Annotated in this window: 15 protein-coding genes; 11 read left to right on the top strand and 4 right to left on the bottom strand. The window is 66.7% G+C overall.

Annotated elements, in window-relative coordinates:
- Positions 1-101: 101 nt before the first annotated feature.
- Entirely contained in the window at positions 102-281 is a 180-nt protein-coding gene (locus tag WMC41_RS24600; protein WP_432348538.1) for a hypothetical protein, read from the top strand.
- A gap of 22 nt (positions 282-303) precedes the next feature.
- Complete coding sequence (locus WMC41_RS24605) at positions 304-642, top strand: RidA family protein (protein WP_272807922.1); 339 nt, start codon at positions 304-306, stop codon at positions 640-642.
- Between the two features lie 832 nt (positions 643-1,474).
- Here the strand turns inward: WMC41_RS24605 and WMC41_RS24610 are convergent.
- A complete protein-coding gene (locus WMC41_RS24610; protein WP_432348539.1) occupies positions 1,475-2,791 on the bottom strand; it encodes an aspartate aminotransferase family protein in 1,317 nt (438 codons plus the stop codon).
- Between the two features lie 2 nt (positions 2,792-2,793).
- Positions 2,794-3,843 (bottom strand): phosphotransferase, encoded by a 1,050-nt coding sequence (locus WMC41_RS24615; RefSeq protein WP_432348541.1) that lies wholly within the window; start codon positions 3,841-3,843, stop codon positions 2,794-2,796.
- Positions 3,844-4,125: 282 nt separating this feature from the next.
- Between WMC41_RS24615 and WMC41_RS24620 the strand changes: the two genes are divergently transcribed.
- The 6 genes from WMC41_RS24620 (at position 4,126) to WMC41_RS24645 (ending at position 10,135) form a co-directional block, all read left to right on the top strand.
- Positions 4,126-4,806 (top strand): GntR family transcriptional regulator, encoded by a 681-nt coding sequence (locus tag WMC41_RS24620; RefSeq protein WP_272807925.1) that lies wholly within the window; start codon positions 4,126-4,128, stop codon positions 4,804-4,806.
- Positions 4,807-4,878: 72 nt separating this feature from the next.
- Complete coding sequence (locus WMC41_RS24625; protein WP_244766586.1) at positions 4,879-5,619, top strand: SDR family NAD(P)-dependent oxidoreductase; 741 nt, start codon at positions 4,879-4,881, stop codon at positions 5,617-5,619.
- Positions 5,620-5,853: 234 nt separating this feature from the next.
- On the top strand, positions 5,854-6,882 hold the full coding sequence (locus tag WMC41_RS24630; RefSeq protein WP_244766658.1) for an ABC transporter substrate-binding protein: 1,029 nt from the start codon (positions 5,854-5,856) through the stop codon (positions 6,880-6,882).
- A 218-nt stretch (positions 6,883-7,100) separates the two neighbouring features.
- Positions 7,101-8,174 carry an ABC transporter ATP-binding protein gene (locus WMC41_RS24635; RefSeq protein ID WP_432348544.1) on the top strand — a complete coding sequence of 358 codons (1,074 nt, stop codon included), beginning with the start codon at positions 7,101-7,103 and terminating at the stop codon, positions 8,172-8,174.
- Positions 8,171-9,349, top strand: coding sequence for an ABC transporter permease (locus tag WMC41_RS24640; protein WP_272807927.1), 1,179 nt, complete (start codon positions 8,171-8,173; stop codon positions 9,347-9,349). The genes WMC41_RS24635 and WMC41_RS24640 overlap by 4 nt, the downstream gene beginning before the upstream one ends.
- Before the next feature lie 3 nt (positions 9,350-9,352).
- A complete protein-coding gene (locus WMC41_RS24645) occupies positions 9,353-10,135 on the top strand; it encodes an ABC transporter permease (RefSeq protein WP_244766589.1) in 783 nt (260 codons plus the stop codon).
- A gap of 99 nt (positions 10,136-10,234) precedes the next feature.
- Here the strand turns inward: WMC41_RS24645 and WMC41_RS24650 are convergent, their stop codons facing one another.
- Positions 10,235-11,629 (bottom strand): PLP-dependent aminotransferase family protein, encoded by a 1,395-nt coding sequence (locus WMC41_RS24650; protein WP_432348545.1) that lies wholly within the window; start codon positions 11,627-11,629, stop codon positions 10,235-10,237.
- A 325-nt stretch (positions 11,630-11,954) separates the two neighbouring features.
- Here WMC41_RS24650 and WMC41_RS24655 point away from each other — a divergent pair, with 325 nt between their 5' ends.
- The 3 genes from WMC41_RS24655 (at position 11,955) to WMC41_RS24665 (ending at position 14,415) form a co-directional block, all read left to right on the top strand.
- Positions 11,955-12,818 carry a DMT family transporter gene (locus WMC41_RS24655; protein ID WP_432348547.1) on the top strand — a complete coding sequence of 288 codons (864 nt, stop codon included), beginning with the start codon at positions 11,955-11,957 and terminating at the stop codon, positions 12,816-12,818.
- 177 nt (positions 12,819-12,995) lie between these two features.
- Complete coding sequence (locus WMC41_RS24660; RefSeq protein WP_432348549.1) at positions 12,996-14,015, top strand: GlxA family transcriptional regulator; 1,020 nt, start codon at positions 12,996-12,998, stop codon at positions 14,013-14,015.
- 76 nt (positions 14,016-14,091) lie between these two features.
- Positions 14,092-14,415 carry a hypothetical protein gene (locus WMC41_RS24665; protein WP_244766592.1) on the top strand — a complete coding sequence of 108 codons (324 nt, stop codon included), beginning with the start codon at positions 14,092-14,094 and terminating at the stop codon, positions 14,413-14,415.
- A 111-nt stretch (positions 14,416-14,526) separates the two neighbouring features.
- Here the strand turns inward: WMC41_RS24665 and WMC41_RS24670 are convergent, their stop codons facing one another.
- The gene (locus WMC41_RS24670) at positions 14,527-14,832 is read right to left on the bottom strand and encodes a hypothetical protein (protein WP_244766593.1); all 306 of its coding nucleotides are present in this window, start codon (positions 14,830-14,832) and stop codon (positions 14,527-14,529) included.
- Between the last annotated feature and the right edge of the window lie 168 nt (positions 14,833-15,000).

Here is a 15,000-nt window from a genome sequence, read left to right on the forward strand (position 1 = left end):
AGCCTGCCGAGACGGGCCGAGGCGCCGAGGCCGCGGGAAAACGTCGCGCTCAGCCGGTACGCGCAGCCTTCACCGGTATTCATGCGCCGGCGGCCACCGACATGTCCGGCGGCATCGGTGGCAGCACGGCGCGCCAGCCCTGGCCGGCAGTGGAAATGGCGGCGCTCGGCGGCAAGTTGCGCTCGCCCGGCGTTTCGGGCATTGATGCCGCGCTGCCATCGCCGATCGGCGCGGAACGCGCCGGTTTCATCCTCTCGGCTTTCGGCAAAACCAATCTGTGATCAACACCATGGGAGATTTTTCATGATCCAGCGTATCAAGCCCGGCAAGCGCTTCTGCCAAGCCGTCGTCGTCAACGGCGTCGTCACCACGGCCGGCGTCACTGGCAGCGGTGCCGACACGACCGCCCAGACCCGCGACATCCTGGCCACGATCGACGGCCTTCTGGCCGAGGCCGGTACTTCCAAGGCCAAGCTGATCAGCGCCAACATCTGGCTGCGCGACATCGCCCATTTCGCCCAGATGAACGACGTCTGGGACCAGTGGGTCGACCCGGACAACCTGCCGGTCCGCGCAACGGTCGAGGCCCGCCTCGCCGCGCCGGAATTGCTGGTCGAAATCCAGGTCACCGCGCTCGTCTGAACCGCGCGGCGACCCGTCCGCGGGTGAAGACGCGGGGCCGCGCGCATGCGGCCCTTGCAACTTCGATGATGCTCTTCAAGCCGGGGTCTGGCAACGGGCTGGCCCGAAGGCGCGGCTGGGCATCATCGCCCCGGCGGTGGACAACCCACGCTACGCCTTACCGGCGCCAGGCCCGCCATCGACCTCAACCGCCCGCTGCTCTCCAGCAGGCGGCCCGGTCTACGGGTGCGAACCCCAAGCATGCCACGAAAGCCCGCCACGTTCGCACGACCCCTTTGGCGTTGAAATTTCACGCTCTTCCGCTCCATGCTCCACGCACGCCCGGACAATCCCGCCCCGGTATCAGCCTTCCCGCACATCCAGGACTTCCAGCTCAGACAAATCCGTGGTTTACAAAAGGCCCGGTCACCTCCGTGCGGAGGTGTGGATTGAAACCATGCAGGCCTACAAGCTGGATGAGATCGAAGAGAGGTCACCTCCGTGCGGAGGTGTGGATTGAAACACCGTGAAGGACGCTTCCCAGGGCACCGCCTACTGGTCACCTCCGTGCGGAGGTGTGGATTGAAACGACGAAGGCCACGCGATAGCGAACGCCGCCGGGGGCACCTCCTTGCGGAGGTGTGGATTGAAACTGGGTGACGTCGAGATAGGCCTCGTCGAGCGACGGATCGCCTCATTGTGGGGGCGGGGATTGAAACGTCTCGAGGAAGCGGGATTTGGCGTAGAGGTTCCTGCCGTCTCTGTATTGGAGCGGTCCGAAAACGACGGAGCCGGAAATGTGCGCCGATGAAGGCGCCGGAGCGGGCGGATGCGCGCTCCGGCGTGTCGGCCGTCAGGCCGGCTTCAGCACGTCGGCAAGCGCGTCCACCAGCATGTCGGCGTTCTCGCGGGAGAAGACGAGGGGCGGGCGGATTTTCAGGATGTTGGCGTTGGGGCCGGAGGCGCTGATCAGGACGCGGCGGGCGCGCAGGCCGTTGACGATGCGGGTCGTCAGGGTGGCGTCGGGCTGTTTCGTCGCGGGGTCGGCGACGATCTCGACGCCGATGAAGAGGCCGGAGCCGCGGATGTCGCCGAGGGCCGGGTGGAGGCGGGCAAGGCCTTTCAGGCCGTCCATCAGGTACTGGCCGACCTCCAGGGCGTTCTGCTGCAGGCCTTCCGTCCGGATCGTGTCGAGCACGGCCTTGCCGGCGGCGGCGGCGACCGGATTGCCGCCGAAGGTGTTGAAGTAGCGGGCGCGGGGGCCGAACTCGGCGACCACATCCGGGCGTAGCACGATGCCGGCCATCGGGTAGCCGTTGCCCATCGGCTTGCCGATCGTCACCATGTCGGGGGAGACGCCGTGGCGCTCGAAGCCCCACATGGCCTCGCCGGTCCGGCCGAAGCCGGGCTGCACCTCGTCGGCGACGAAGAGGCCGCCCGCGGCATGGATCGCATCCACCGCCGGCTTCAGGAAGCCTTTCGGACCGGCGAAGATGCCGTCGCTGGAAAAGATCGTGTCGGTGATCAGCATGGCCGGCTTGATGCCGTGGCGCTTCAGGTCGGCGATGGCGGCGCTGACGTCGCGGCCGAATTTCTCCATCATCTCTTCCGGCGAATGGCGGTAGCTGTCCGGCGCCGGCACGGTGCGCACATGGGCCCCGAGCGTCACGGCCTCGCCGAGCGAGGGGGAGAATTCGGCGACCGCGCTCGTCAGGCCGTGATAGGCAAGCTCCGTCGCGATGATGCCGGTGCCGCCGGTGACGAAGCGGGCGATGCGCACGGCAAGGTCGTTGGCCTCGCTGCCGGTGCAGGTGAACATGGCCTGGCTGAGGTCGCCGGGGAAGGTGGCGGTCAGCGCCTCGGCATAGTCGACGATGCCTTCGTGCAGGTAGCGCGTATGGGTGTTGAGCACGGCGGTCTGGCGGGTGATCGCCTCCACGACGCGCGGATGGCAATGGCCGACCGAGGCGACATTGTTGTAGGCGTCGAGGTATCTTTCGCCCGCAGCGTCATAGAGGAACACGCCTTCGCCGCGCACGAGGTGCAGCGGCTTTTCGTAGAACAGACGATAGGCGGGGCCGAGCACTTTTTCCCGGCGGGCGATCAGCGCCCGTTCGGCCTCGCTGAGCCGTTCGAAATCCTCGCGCGAAAATGCATTCACCATCGACATGATCAGGCCTCGGAAAGGTTGGGCACGAGCCTCTTCAGCCCGGCAGGGGTGAGATCGCTTATGTTCTGCAGGCCGCGCCAGGCGGTGGCGTGGTTGCGCATGATGTAGTCCCGGTTTTCCGGGAAGCGGGCGGAGCGCCATTCGGCGATGATGACCGACATGGCCAGCCGGCAGCGCGTCAGGAGCGGCAGCAGCTCGATTTCGCCGGGCTCCAGCGCGCGCGCCGACAGGAAGCCGGCGAGGAAGGCGCCGGTGCGCGCTACCCAGTTGTCCGTCGCGAGATGATAGGAGAGGGCGACGGCGAGGTCGTTGATCAGCGGCGCATGCACCATGTCGCCGAAATCGATGATGCCGACCACCCGCGTCGGCTCCGCCGGATCGAGCAGGATGTTGTGCGGGTTGAAGTCGTTGTGGATGATCTGCCGCCGCGTGAGGCCGGTGATGGCGGGAAGGGCGCGCTCGAATTCGGCGAGCACGGTTTCCACCTGCGCCCGCCGCTCGGGCGTGACATGGTCGACGACCGCGCAAAGGTCGAGCGTGTGGGAAATGTCCCACATCAGCTTTCCGGCCGGCGGGCGGCCGTCGTAGTTCGCAAGGCCCAGGCCGAGTTCGGCGAGCGCGCGGCCGACATTGTGGCTCTGCGCCTCGGAGACGGGCGTGCGGTACTGCAATTCGCCGTCGAGGAAGGTGAGGAGGCGCATGATGCGCGGGCCGTCGGCGGTGGCAAGCGCATGGCTCGGCCCGCCCGCCTTCGTCGGAACGAGCCGCGGCACGGGCACGGCCGGGGCGGCGGCTGCAAGGTGCAGCAGCGCGCCGTCCTGGAATTCCAGCGCCGCGGGGTCCTCCGCCGGGTTGGCGATCTTCAGGACGAAATCGGTGCCGTCCGACCTTGTGAAGAGGAACGTCTCGTCCCGTTCGCTGGAAAGCCGTTTCACTGCGCCGGAGAGGCCATAAACCGCGGCGACGGCGGCCACGGCATCGGGGAGCGCCGTTATGCTCCAGGTCGCCGACATCGAATCCGTCTTCTTGGTTGCCGGCGCTAGCTGCGTCATGCTTGCTCCCTGGAGCATTTCCGCCTTTCTTCGAATCGCGAAAACGCTCTGTTTGTTTACGCAATTCCAGCCGCAAAACCGCTTCGCACTTTTGCTGGAATTGCTCCAGGCGCGGTTTCCCGCTGGTTTTGCCGCCCCTTCCGCGTCGCGTGGCCGATGGCGGCACCGGTGACATTGCCTCCATACGGCGTTTGGCGGATGATGCACGCGGCAGGTGATACTTGAAACACGTCAAAAAAGATGCATCAAGTATCTTGTTACTCGATTTTGCGGATCAGTGCCATGGCTGAATTCACGACACTGGAACACGAAAACCTCAACAGCGTCGTCTATGGCGCGCTGTGCGACGCGCTGATGCAGGGCCGGTTCCAGCCCGGCGACCGGCTGAAGATCCGGGACCTCGCCGAGCAGTTCGGCACCAGCGTCACGCCGATCCGCGACGCCATCCTGCGGCTGGCCAATGACGAGGCGATCACCTTCCGCTCGCCGCGCGACATCCGCATTCCGGGCCTCAGCGAAAGCCGCTACCGGGAAATCCGGGCGATCCGCATCCGGCTGGAGGGGCTGGCGGCGGAAACCGCCGCGCAGGTGGCGACCAGCGCGGATATCCAGGCGCTGGAGCAGATCCTGCGGGAAAACGAGCAGGCAATCGCGGCCGGGGACCGGTTGAAGGGCACACAGCTCAACCAGGCCTTTCACTTCCTGCTGCCGCAGATCGCCGGGCTTCCGGTGCTGACGACCATCCTGCGGCGGCTCTGGCTGCAGATGGGGCCGCACATTTCGGACGCCTATATCGCCGGCGGCCGGGCGATGATCGATCATCACTATCCGGTCGTGGAAGCGCTGAAGCGCCACGATCCGGCAGCGGCCTCGATGGCGATCGTCGACGATATCCTGCTCGGCGGCAAGCCGATCCTGGAGCGCATCGAAGGGGTCGGGGCGCGGGAGGCGCGCCGGGCATAGCCTTTCACGCGGGAGGGCTTGCAATTCGGAAATGGCCTATTACGATGTATCAAGCATCAATGGAGATCGCTTATGACCGAAGAACGCCGCTACATGCTGCTGACGGGAGCGAGCCGCGGCATCGGCCATGCGACGGTCAAGCTTTTCCAGTCGAAGGGCTGGCGTATCCTGACCGTCTCCCGCCAGCCCTTTTCCGAGGAATGCGCCTGGCCGTCCGCCCGTGAAAGCCATATCCAGGCGGACCTTGCCGACCTTTCGCAGATCGACCGGCTGGCCGCCACGGTGCGCGAGCGGCTGCCGAACGGCCGGCTGCATGCGCTCGTCAACAATGCCGGCATTTCGCCGAAGGGGCCGGGCAGGAGCCGCCTCGGCGTGCTCGATACGGATGCCGACGTCTGGACGCAGGTGCTCAATGTCAACCTCGTCTCGACGGCGCTGATCGCCCGCGCGCTGATGCCGGAGCTGGAAGCGGCGAAGGGCTCGATCGTCAACGTCACGTCGATCGCGGGTTCCCGCGTGCATCCCTTCGCGGGCGTCGCCTATGCGGCCTCCAAGGCGGCGCTGGCCTCGCTTACGCGCGAGATGGCGCATGAATTCGGCCGCCGCGGCGTGCGGGCCAATGCGATTGCACCGGGGGAGATCGAGACCTCGATCCTCTCGCCGGGAACCGACGAGCTGGTGGCGGCGGAAGTGCCGATGCGGCGGCTCGGCGAGCCGCGGGAAGTCGCGGAAACCATCTATTTCCTCTGCACCGAGCCGTCCTCCTACATCAACGGCGCGGAAATCCACATCAACGGAGGGCAGCACGTCTGACGACCGTCAAGCGGGGAAAATATCCCGTTGACCGGGAAGACCCGGAATGCATCAATCGGCCGTAACGCCCAGGGGAAAGGGCGCGACGACCGGAGAGGCTGCAAGCACCGCCGACAGGCCAAAGGCCGAGGCGGGCCGGCAGTCCGACAAAGGATCGTCATCGGGGCCGGGCCATCCGGTTCCTTCACAAACGAAGAAAAGGGGAGTGCAATGAAGACTGTCTTTCAATCCGGAATGCTCACGGCCGCGGCCATCGTGCTGTCGGCAGGCCTTGCCGCGCCGTCGCTCGCGCGCGACCTCACCATCGTCTCCTGGGGCGGCAACTACCAGGACGCGCAGCGCGACATCTACTTCAAGCCCTTCGCCGAAAAGTCCGGCAAGCCGGTGCTCGACGAAGCCTGGGACGGCGGCATCGGCGTCATCCAGTCGAAGGTCAAGGCCGGCGCGCCGAACTGGGATGCCGTGCAGGTGGAGGCGGAGGAACTGGCGCTCGGCTGTGCCGACGGCCTCTACGAGAAGATCGACTGGGACAAGATGGGCGGCAAGGACAGGTTCCTCGACAGCGCGGTCAATGACTGTGGCGTCGGCGCGATCGTCTGGTCCACGGCGATCGCCTATGACGGCGACAAGCTGGCGGAAGGCCCGACCTCCTGGGCGGACTTCTGGAACGTCGAAAAGTTCCCGGGCAAGCGCTCGCTGCGCAAGGGGCCGAAATACACGCTCGAATTCGCGCTGCTCGCCGATGGTGTCTCCAAGGACGAGCTCTATGACGTGCTCGGCACGGAAGAGGGTGTCGAACGCGCCTTCAAGAAGCTCGACGAATTGAAGGCGAACATCGTCTGGTGGGAATCGGGCGCCCAGCCGCTGCAGTTCCTCGCCTCCGGCGAAGTGGCGATGACGTCGGCCTATAACGGCCGCATCACCGGCATCAACCGCACGGAAGGCAAGAACTTCAAGGTCGTCTTCCCGGGCAGCATCTACGCCGTCGACAGCTGGGTCGTGCTGAAGGATGCGGAGAACAAGGACGCCGCGCAGGACTTCATCGCCTTTGCCAGCGAGCCCGACAACCAGGCGAAGCTGCCGGAATTCGTGGCCTACGGCCTGCCGGTCAAGGAAGCGGCGGCCAAGGTTCCGGCCGAGTTCGCCAAGGACCTGCCGACCGATCCGGCCAACATGACGGATTCGATCGCCCTCGATGTCGATTTCTGGATCGACAATGCGGAAACGCTGACCCAGCGCTTCAACGCCTGGCTGGCGCAGTAAGGCTGCTGCTTGCGGGGCGGAAATGCCCCTCATCCCGCTGCCGCGACCTTCTCCCCGCAGGCGGGGAGAAGGCAATTGCGGCAAGGCTCGGGCCTAAACAGGCGCGCAGGCATATGTTGAGGAAAACGGCGCAACATCCCCCTCTCCCCGCTTGCGGGGAGAGGGTGGCGGCAGGCGGATGAGGGGTGCTTGCCCGCCAGCGACCGTTCCGATGGAGAATGACCTTGGCCGAATTCATCCGTTTCGACCGCATCACCAAATTCTACGGCCCGCTCTGCGTGGTCGAAAATCTCGATCTCGGCATCGACAAGGGCGAGTTCGTCAGCCTGCTCGGCCCGTCCGGTTCCGGCAAGACGACGCTCCTGATGATGCTCGCCGGTTTCGAGCAGCCGACATCGGGCAACATCCTGCTCGACGGCACCGCGATCAACGACGTGCCGACCCACAAGCGGGACATGGGCGTCGTCTTCCAGAGCTACGCGCTCTTCCCGCACATGTCGGTCGGCGAGAACGTCGCCTTTCCGCTGCAGATGCGCGGCATGGGCAGGGCGGAGATCGAGGGGCGCGTCAAGCGGGCGCTGGACATGGTGCAGCTTTCGGCCTTCGCCGACCGGCGCCCCTCGCAGCTTTCCGGCGGCCAGCAGCAGCGCGTGGCGCTGTCGCGCGCACTGGTCTTCGAGCCGCGCGTCGTGCTGATGGACGAGCCGCTCGGTGCGCTCGACAAGCAATTGCGCGAGCAGATGCAGCTCGATATCCGCGACCTGCACCGCCGCCTCGGCCTGACGATCGTCTTCGTCACGCACGACCAGTCGGAGGCGCTGACCATGTCGGACCGCGTCGCCGTCTTCAACAAGGGCAGGATCGAGCAGATCGGCACGCCCCGGCAGGTCTATGACGAGCCGGCGACGCGCTTCGTCGCCGAATTCATCGGCGAGACCAACCTGGTCGAGGGCGTCGTCGAGGCGGTCGAGGGGGAGGAGGCGACCGTGCGCCTGCCGTCCGGGGCGCAGATCGTCTCGGCGGTTTCCGGCAGCGTCTCCTCCGGCCAGCCCGTCTTCCTTTCCATCCGGCCGGAGCGGGTCGATCTCAGCGAGACGCGGGGCGATGCGCGCAACTGCCTGGAAACGGAGGTCACCGACAGCGTCTATCAGGGCGATCACCTGCGCGTGCAATTGCAGAACGCCGCCCATCCGCTGATCGCCAAGCTCGGCCGCCGGTCGCGTGAATTCCCGCCGGGCACGCGGGTCTATGCGGGCTTTTCGGCCGGTGACTGCCGGGTTATCGCGCCATGAGCGCGGGCTCCTCCCGAACCGGCCGGTCGCTCCTCCTGCTGGCGCCGCTGCTTCTTTTCCTCGTCGGCTTCTTCGTCTGGCCGCTGATCAGCATGATGTCGCAGGCCGTGTCGGATCCGGCCGTGCTGCGCCTCCTGCCGCGCAGCGCCGAGGTGCTGGCCGACTGGGATCGCGCCTCGCCGCCGACCATGCCCATGCAGGCGGCGCTGATGGAAGACCTCAAGGCCGTCGACGACGACCAGGCGCTCGGCGACATGGTGCGCCGCCTCAACAGCGCCCGCTCCGGCTTCCGCACGCTGATGGCGAAGACGACGAGCGCGCTGGACGACACGGCCAATCCGCCCGCCGACCTCGTCTCCATCGACCAGCGCTGGGAACGACCGGAATTCTGGCTGGCGATCGCCGACGCGCTCTCGCCCTATACCGACCGCAACCTGCTCGCCGCCGTCGATCTCGGCCGCAATGCCGCGGGCAGCATCGAGCACCTGCCGGCCGACCAGTCCGTCAACCGGGTGATCCTCGTGCGGACCTTCTGGATCGCCGCGCTCGTCACCTTCGCCTGCGCCTGCATCGGCTTTCCCTATGCGATCATCGCCGCCTCGCTGACCGGCTGGAAGCGCGACCTGATGCTCGGCGCCGTGCTGCTGCCGCTGTGGACCTCGCTCTTGGTGCGCACCGCCGCCTGGTTCATCCTCCTGCAGGAACAGGGGCTGATCAACGATCTCCTGCGCTGGCTGCGCATCATCGACGCGCCGCTGCCGCTGATCTTCAACCGCACCGGCGTCATCATCGCCATGACCCATGTGCTGCTGCCCTTCATGGTGCTGCCGATCTATTCCGTGCTGATCACCATTCCCAAGAACCTGATGCCGGCCGCCGCCTCGCTCGGCGCGCCGCCCTGGCGGGCGTTCCTGCGCGTGCTTCTGCCGCTCAGCCTGCGCGGCGTCGCCTCCGGCAGCCTGCTCGTCTTCATCTCGGCGATCGGCTACTACATCACGCCGGCGCTGATCGGCGGGCCGGGCGACCAGATGATCTCGTCCATCATCGCCTTCTACGCCACGGGCTCGGCTAACTGGGGCATGGCCGGCGCACTCGGCGTCGTGCTGCTCGTCGCGACGCTGTTGCTCTACAGCGTCTATGCGCGGCTCTCCGCCGATGAACCGGGGAGGCGATAGGCCATGCCGATGAAGCTCGCCAAGACCGCCTTCGCCGCGCTGACGATCCTCTTCCTCGTCGCGCCGCTCATCGCCATCCTGCCGCTCGCCTTCACCTCGAGCGTCATCCTCACCTATCCGGTCCCCTCCTGGTCGCTGCGCTGGTTCGAGGAGCTGTTCACCGCCGATGCCTGGCGGCGGGCGATCGTCAACAGCCTGATCATCGGCACCGGCACGACGCTGCTCGCCACGGTGCTCGGCACGGCCGCCTCGCTGGGTCTGCGCAACCGGCTCCTCTTCTTCCGCGGCTCCATGCGCACGCTCTTCCTGCTGCCGATGGTGGTGCCGGCGGTCGTGCTCGGCGTCGGCATGCAGGTGCTGCTCGCCGGCTTCGGCCTGACGAACAGCTATGCCGGGGTGATCATCGCCCATACGGTCGTCGCCGTGCCCTTCGTGGTGGTCAGCGTCACCGGCGCGCTCGCCGGCATCGACGAGCGGGTGGAGCTTGCGGCCCAAAGCCTCGGCGCATCGCCCGCCACGGTCTTCCGGCGCGTGACGCTGCCGCTCGCCATGCCGGGCGTGCTCTCGGGCGCGGTGCTCGCCTTCGCCACGTCGCTCGACGAGGTGGTGCTGACGCTTTTCGTCGCCGGTCCCAACCAGCGCACGCTGGCCCGGCAGATGTTCTCCAGCATCCGCGAGAACATCAGCCCCGCCATCGCCGCCGCCGCCTTCCTCTTCATCGCCGCGACCGTCGTGATCGGCCTCGTCGTGGTGCTGTCGCGCTCCATGCTGGCGAAGCGGCGCTAGAGCATTTCCAGCCGAAGCGAAGTCGCTTCGGCGTCGGATAATGCGGTAAAAACAAGAATCCAGGGCATTTCCGGTGAAACGGAGTTCATCGGAAATGCGCTAGGCCGTTCGTTTCAACGCATCGGCAAGGACCTGGTAGACGCGCGGTTCCAGCATGTGCGCCACGTTGAAGCGCATGAATCCGGCGGCGCTCTGCGACACGCTGAAGACGTTGCCGGGGGCGAGCACGAGGCCTTCGGCAAGGGCGGCCTGCGCGACCTCGCCGGAATCGAGCCCCTCCGGCAGCCGGCACCAGAGGTTGAAGCCGCCGCGCGGCTGGAGCCAGGGCGTGATGCCGAGTCGCGAAAGCCGCTCCGCCACCTCGCGCCGGGCGCGCACCAGCTTGCGGCGCAGCTCTTCCATGTGCTTGCGGTAGCCGCCGCCGGCGAGCATATGGGCGATGATCTCGCTGGAGATCGGGCTCGGCCCGCCGAAATTGGTGGCGATCTGCAGGTCGACCAGCCCTTCGACCCAATCCGTCCGCGCGGCGATATAGCCGCAGCGCGCGGAGGCGGAGAGCGTCTTGGAGAAGCTGCCGATGCGGATGACGCGGTCGAGCCCGTCGAGCGCGGCAAGCCGGGTGGAGGGCTCCGGCTCGAAATCGGCAAAGATGTCGTCCTCGACGATGATCGTCTCGCTGCCGGCGGCCGCGTTGAGCAGGCGGTGCGCCACCTGCGGCGACAGGGTCGCGCCCGTCGGGTTGTGGATGGCCGAGTTGGTCACGTAGAGCCGCGGCCGCTCCGCCGCGAGCACGGCCTCGAAGGCTGCGATGTCGGGGCCCGACGGCGTATAGGGCACGCCGACGACCGTCACCTGATGCGCCTTCAGCAGCGCCTGGAAATTGAAGTAGCAGGGATCGTCTACCAGCACCGTGTCGCCGGGGCGCAGCAGGAAGCGGCCGATCAGGTCGAGCGCCTGCGTGCCCGTGCTCGTCAGCATCAGGTGCTCCGGCCCGGCCGAAATGCCTTCCTCCGCGAGCCGCCCGAGCAGCAGCCGCCGCAGGAACGAGGAGCCGCGCGTGCTGCCGTAATAGGACAGGAGGTCGCCGTCGCTCTTCGCCAGGCTGCGCATCGCGCGGCGCAGCGCCGCATCCGGCATCCAGTCCGCCGGCAGCCAGCCGCAGCCGGGTTTCAGCACCGCGGCATCGGCGTCGAGCGACTGGCGCGACACCCAGAACGGATCGACCGCCCGCGCCTTCGGCGTCTCCGCCGCGGCAAGCTTCAGCGGGGGAAGGGCGGTTTGCGAGACATAGAAGCCGGAGCCGCGTTGCGCCTGGATCAGCCCCTCCGCCGCAAGCCGGTCATAGGCCTCCACGACGGTGGAGGGCGAAACGCCCATCTTGGCGGCGAAGCGGCGGATCGAGGGCAGCCGGTCGCCCGGCGCGAGCGCGCGGCTGGCGATGCGGTCGTTGATCGCCGCCATGACCTCGGAAATCCGGCTCGTGCTTTCGGTCATGTTCTCTTTCCGCATCCAGGATTCTTCTTTGCCGGCAGGCGGATGAGGCGCTCGTCCTCCCCCTCATCCGCCTGCCGGCACCTTCTCCCCGCAAGCGGGGCGAAAGGATATGCCGCGCCGGTTTCCCGACCGATCATCGTCGCGTGGGGCACGTCCCCTCTCCCCGCTTGCGGGGAGAGGGTTAGGGTGAGGGGCGGCCGCCTTGCCATAGGGATTGCCCCCTCTGTATTGCCGATTGAACCAGTACAGTTCTTTTAAATTGTATCGCTCCTTCCCTGTCTTCGCCAGCCCTGCCGCCGTAGAAGAAGGATGAATGCGAGGACCAATGAAAACATCCATGGAAGGCTGGGGCAGCGGGCTTGCCGGCGTCATCATCTTCAGCGGCTCGCTGCCGGCGACCCGCGTGGCGGTGGCGGATTTCTCGCCGCTGTTCCTGACATCGGCCCGCGCGGTCATCGCCGCGCTGCTGGGTGCGGCGCTGCTCCTTGCCCTGCGCCAGCCGAGGCCGTCGCGCGATACGCTCCTTTCGCTGGCAATCGTCGCGCTCGGCGTCGTCGTCGGCTTCCCCCTGCTGACGGCGCTGGCGCTGCAATACATCACCTCGGCCCATTCCATCGTCTTCGTCGGGCTTTTGCCGCTGGCGACCGCCATCTTCGGCGTGCTGCGCGGTGGGGAGCGGCCGAAGCCGCTGTTCTGGCTGTTCTCCGGCATCGGCAGCGCGACGGTGGTGGGCTTCGCGCTGAATTCGGGCGGCGAAGTCTCGCTCGTCGGCGATCTCCTGATGGTCGCCGCCATCGTCGCCTGTGGCCTTGGTTATGCGGAAGGCGCCAAGCTCTCGCGCACGCTCGGCGGCTGGCAGGTCATTTCCTGGGCGCTGATCCTCTCCCTGCCGCTGATGGCGATCATCGCGCTCGTCTCGCTGCCCGAGACCTTCGCCGGCATCGATGGCGGCGCCTGGGCCGGGCTCGCCTATGTCTCGGTCTTCAGCATGCTGATCGGCTTCGTCTTCTGGTATCGGGGCCTGGCGCTCGGCGGCATCGCGGCGGTGGGCCAGCTGCAGCTGCTCCAGCCCTTCTTCGGCCTGCTGCTCGCCGCCGTCCTGCTGCATGAGCGCGTGAGCCCGCTGATGCTGGCCACGACGCTCGCCATCGTGCTTTGCGTGGCCGGCGCCCGCAAATTTGCCCGCTAAAGCAATTCCAGCAAAAGTGTGAAGCGGTTTTGCGTAAGGCAATTCCGGCCGGCCTGTGCAGGACCGGCAGCCGGCGGCGTTCGGGGAATGGAGACGGCGCGCGAAATCTGCTATGGCTCTTGCCAGCGGTTCGTGCCTTCGACGATAGTGTCCGGCGGAACGGCCTGGGAGAGCTGGATGGCGGCAGATGTTCGCACGTCGAAAGAGATGAACGGTGCCCTGGCGCCGAAGGCGCTGCGGGTCGGCTTCATCCTGTCGAAAAGTTTCACGCTGTCGGCCTTCGCGCTGTTCGTCGATACGCTGCGGCTGGCCAGCGACAGCGAGGACCGCTCGCGCCGCGTCCACTGCGATTGGGACGTGCTGAGCAGCACGCGCAACTTCATCACCTCGTCGAGCGGCATCCAGGTCGCCCCGACCGCGCCCTTTGCCGATCCCGCCTGTTTCGACTACATCGCCGTCGTCGGCGGCCTCCTGTCGGTGGAGGAGCCCATCGACAGCTATGCCCAGGCCTATCTGCGCAAGGCCGCCCAGACCGGCGTCGGGCTGATCGGCCTCTGTACGGGCAGCTTCATCCTGGCCGAGGCGGGCCTTCTGAAGGGACACACGGCCTGCGTCAGCTGGCTGCACCACCGCGATTTCCGCGGCCGTTTTCCCGATATCGAAGCGACGTCGGAACAGATCTTCCGTTTCGACGGCAAGGTTGCCACCTGTGCCGGCGGCAGCAGCGTCGCCGATCTCGCCGCGACGCTCGTGCGCCACCATGTCGGCGAGGCGGCCGAGCGCAACGCGCTGGAAATCCTGCAGATCCGCCACCGGCGCGATGCGACCGACGTGCAGCCGCGCAATCCGCTCGGCCTCGAGGCCCGCGACCGCCGCGTGCACCTCGCCATCATGATGATGGAACAGCACACCGAGGACCTCCTGTCGATCGACAGCATCGCCACCATGACGGGTGTCTCCCGCCGCCAGCTCGAGCGACTGTTCGAGGGCGACATGGGCGCCTCGCCGAGCGCGATCTACATGAAGATCCGCATGGCCGCGGCGCTCACCATGGTGATGCGCACCAACAAGCCGCTGATCGAGATCGCGCTGGAGACCGGTTTCGAGAGCCTGTCGCACTTCACCCGCCGCTTCCGTGCCGCTTTCGGCGATACGCCCTCGCAGATCCGCCGCGACGGTCGCCGCCAGGCCGGTTGAAGGGCAAATCGCCCGGCCGTCGGGAACCAAGCCGCGCGAAAACCGTTCGGTCTCCATTGCTGACAAGGAGACCGCAATGGCAAGCAACGACGTCCAATCCCAGATTTCCGCCCTGCGCGCAGAGATCGCCCAGCTCCAGAAGGACCTTGGCGAACGCGGCAGCGAGGCCTACGAGACCATCCGCGATCGCGCCGGCAATGCCGTGGAGGCTGCCCGACCGGCCGTCCGCTCGGCAACGAAATATGTACGCAACGAAGGCGCCGCCGTCGCGCAGGCCGCGCGCGAACACCCGGCCGCGCTCTCGACGGTCGTCCTGACCGCAGGCCTTGCCGGCGTCGTCATCGGTTACCTGCTCGGCTCGCTCGAAAGCGAACCGCCCCGCCGCCAGCGCTGGTTCTGAACAGACGAAGCCCGGCATCGCCGGGCTTTTTCATGCTGTGAGGAAACGGATGCAAGACGCGGGTTTCCTTGGTTTCTCCGTATCCCCGGGCCTGGCCCGGGGATACGCATGTCACCGGTGGCGAAGGCCGAACAGATAGCCGATGAAGGCGGCGCCGGCCAGCGCGGCGAGCGGGTTGGCCTGGATCGTCTGGCGCACCTCGTCACGCAGCGATTCCGCCTTGGCGACCGCCAGCTGGCCGGTGCCTTCGGCAATCAGCCCCGCGGATTCCTTCAGCCGGCTGATTTCCGTCTTCAGCGCCTCGATCTGTTCGTTCACCGTTGCTTCGGCCGCAGCAGCACGGGCGTCTTCCGAAATGTTGTCGCGCCCCTCAACGACGCCGAGCGTGCGTTTGCCGGTGCTCTTTTCGTCAGCCATGGACATGTCTCCTGGATTTGATGGAATGGCGAAAGGAGAACTTTTGCCGCGCCACTTGGTTCCCGACGATGATTCAAACTGTGATCTTTCCGGCATGACCGGGCGATTGACTCTTGCGGATTTTGAGAACAAATAGAGAACATATTGTCTTTCAGCCGGGAGCCCGCC

Origin of the sequence: Shinella yambaruensis (assembly GCF_050859155.1) — a bacterium.
Classification (GTDB): Bacteria; Pseudomonadota; Alphaproteobacteria; order Rhizobiales; family Rhizobiaceae; genus Shinella; species Shinella yambaruensis.

Coding starts and splice junctions, on each gene's coding strand:
- WMC41_RS24610 (WP_432348539.1), bottom strand. CDS start 2,791: ATGTCGATGGTGAATGCATTTTCGCGCGAGGATTTCGAACGGCTCAGC.
- WMC41_RS24620 (WP_272807925.1), top strand. CDS start 4,126: ATGGCTGAATTCACGACACTGGAACACGAAAACCTCAACAGCGTCGTC.
- WMC41_RS24635 (WP_432348544.1), top strand. CDS start 7,101: ATGACCTTGGCCGAATTCATCCGTTTCGACCGCATCACCAAATTCTAC.
- WMC41_RS24670 (WP_244766593.1), bottom strand. CDS start 14,832: ATGGCTGACGAAAAGAGCACCGGCAAACGCACGCTCGGCGTCGTTGAG.
- WMC41_RS24665 (WP_244766592.1), top strand. CDS start 14,092: ATGGCAAGCAACGACGTCCAATCCCAGATTTCCGCCCTGCGCGCAGAG.
- WMC41_RS24625 (WP_244766586.1), top strand. CDS start 4,879: ATGACCGAAGAACGCCGCTACATGCTGCTGACGGGAGCGAGCCGCGGC.
- WMC41_RS24645 (WP_244766589.1), top strand. CDS start 9,353: ATGCCGATGAAGCTCGCCAAGACCGCCTTCGCCGCGCTGACGATCCTC.
- WMC41_RS24605 (WP_272807922.1), top strand. CDS start 304: ATGATCCAGCGTATCAAGCCCGGCAAGCGCTTCTGCCAAGCCGTCGTC.
- WMC41_RS24640 (WP_272807927.1), top strand. CDS start 8,171: ATGAGCGCGGGCTCCTCCCGAACCGGCCGGTCGCTCCTCCTGCTGGCG.
- WMC41_RS24630 (WP_244766658.1), top strand. CDS start 5,854: ATGCTCACGGCCGCGGCCATCGTGCTGTCGGCAGGCCTTGCCGCGCCG.
- WMC41_RS24660 (WP_432348549.1), top strand. CDS start 12,996: ATGGCGGCAGATGTTCGCACGTCGAAAGAGATGAACGGTGCCCTGGCG.
- WMC41_RS24650 (WP_432348545.1), bottom strand. CDS start 11,629: ATGACCGAAAGCACGAGCCGGATTTCCGAGGTCATGGCGGCGATCAAC.
- WMC41_RS24615 (WP_432348541.1), bottom strand. CDS start 3,843: ATGACGCAGCTAGCGCCGGCAACCAAGAAGACGGATTCGATGTCGGCG.
- WMC41_RS24655 (WP_432348547.1), top strand. CDS start 11,955: ATGAAAACATCCATGGAAGGCTGGGGCAGCGGGCTTGCCGGCGTCATC.
- WMC41_RS24600 (WP_432348538.1), top strand. CDS start 102: ATGTCCGGCGGCATCGGTGGCAGCACGGCGCGCCAGCCCTGGCCGGCA.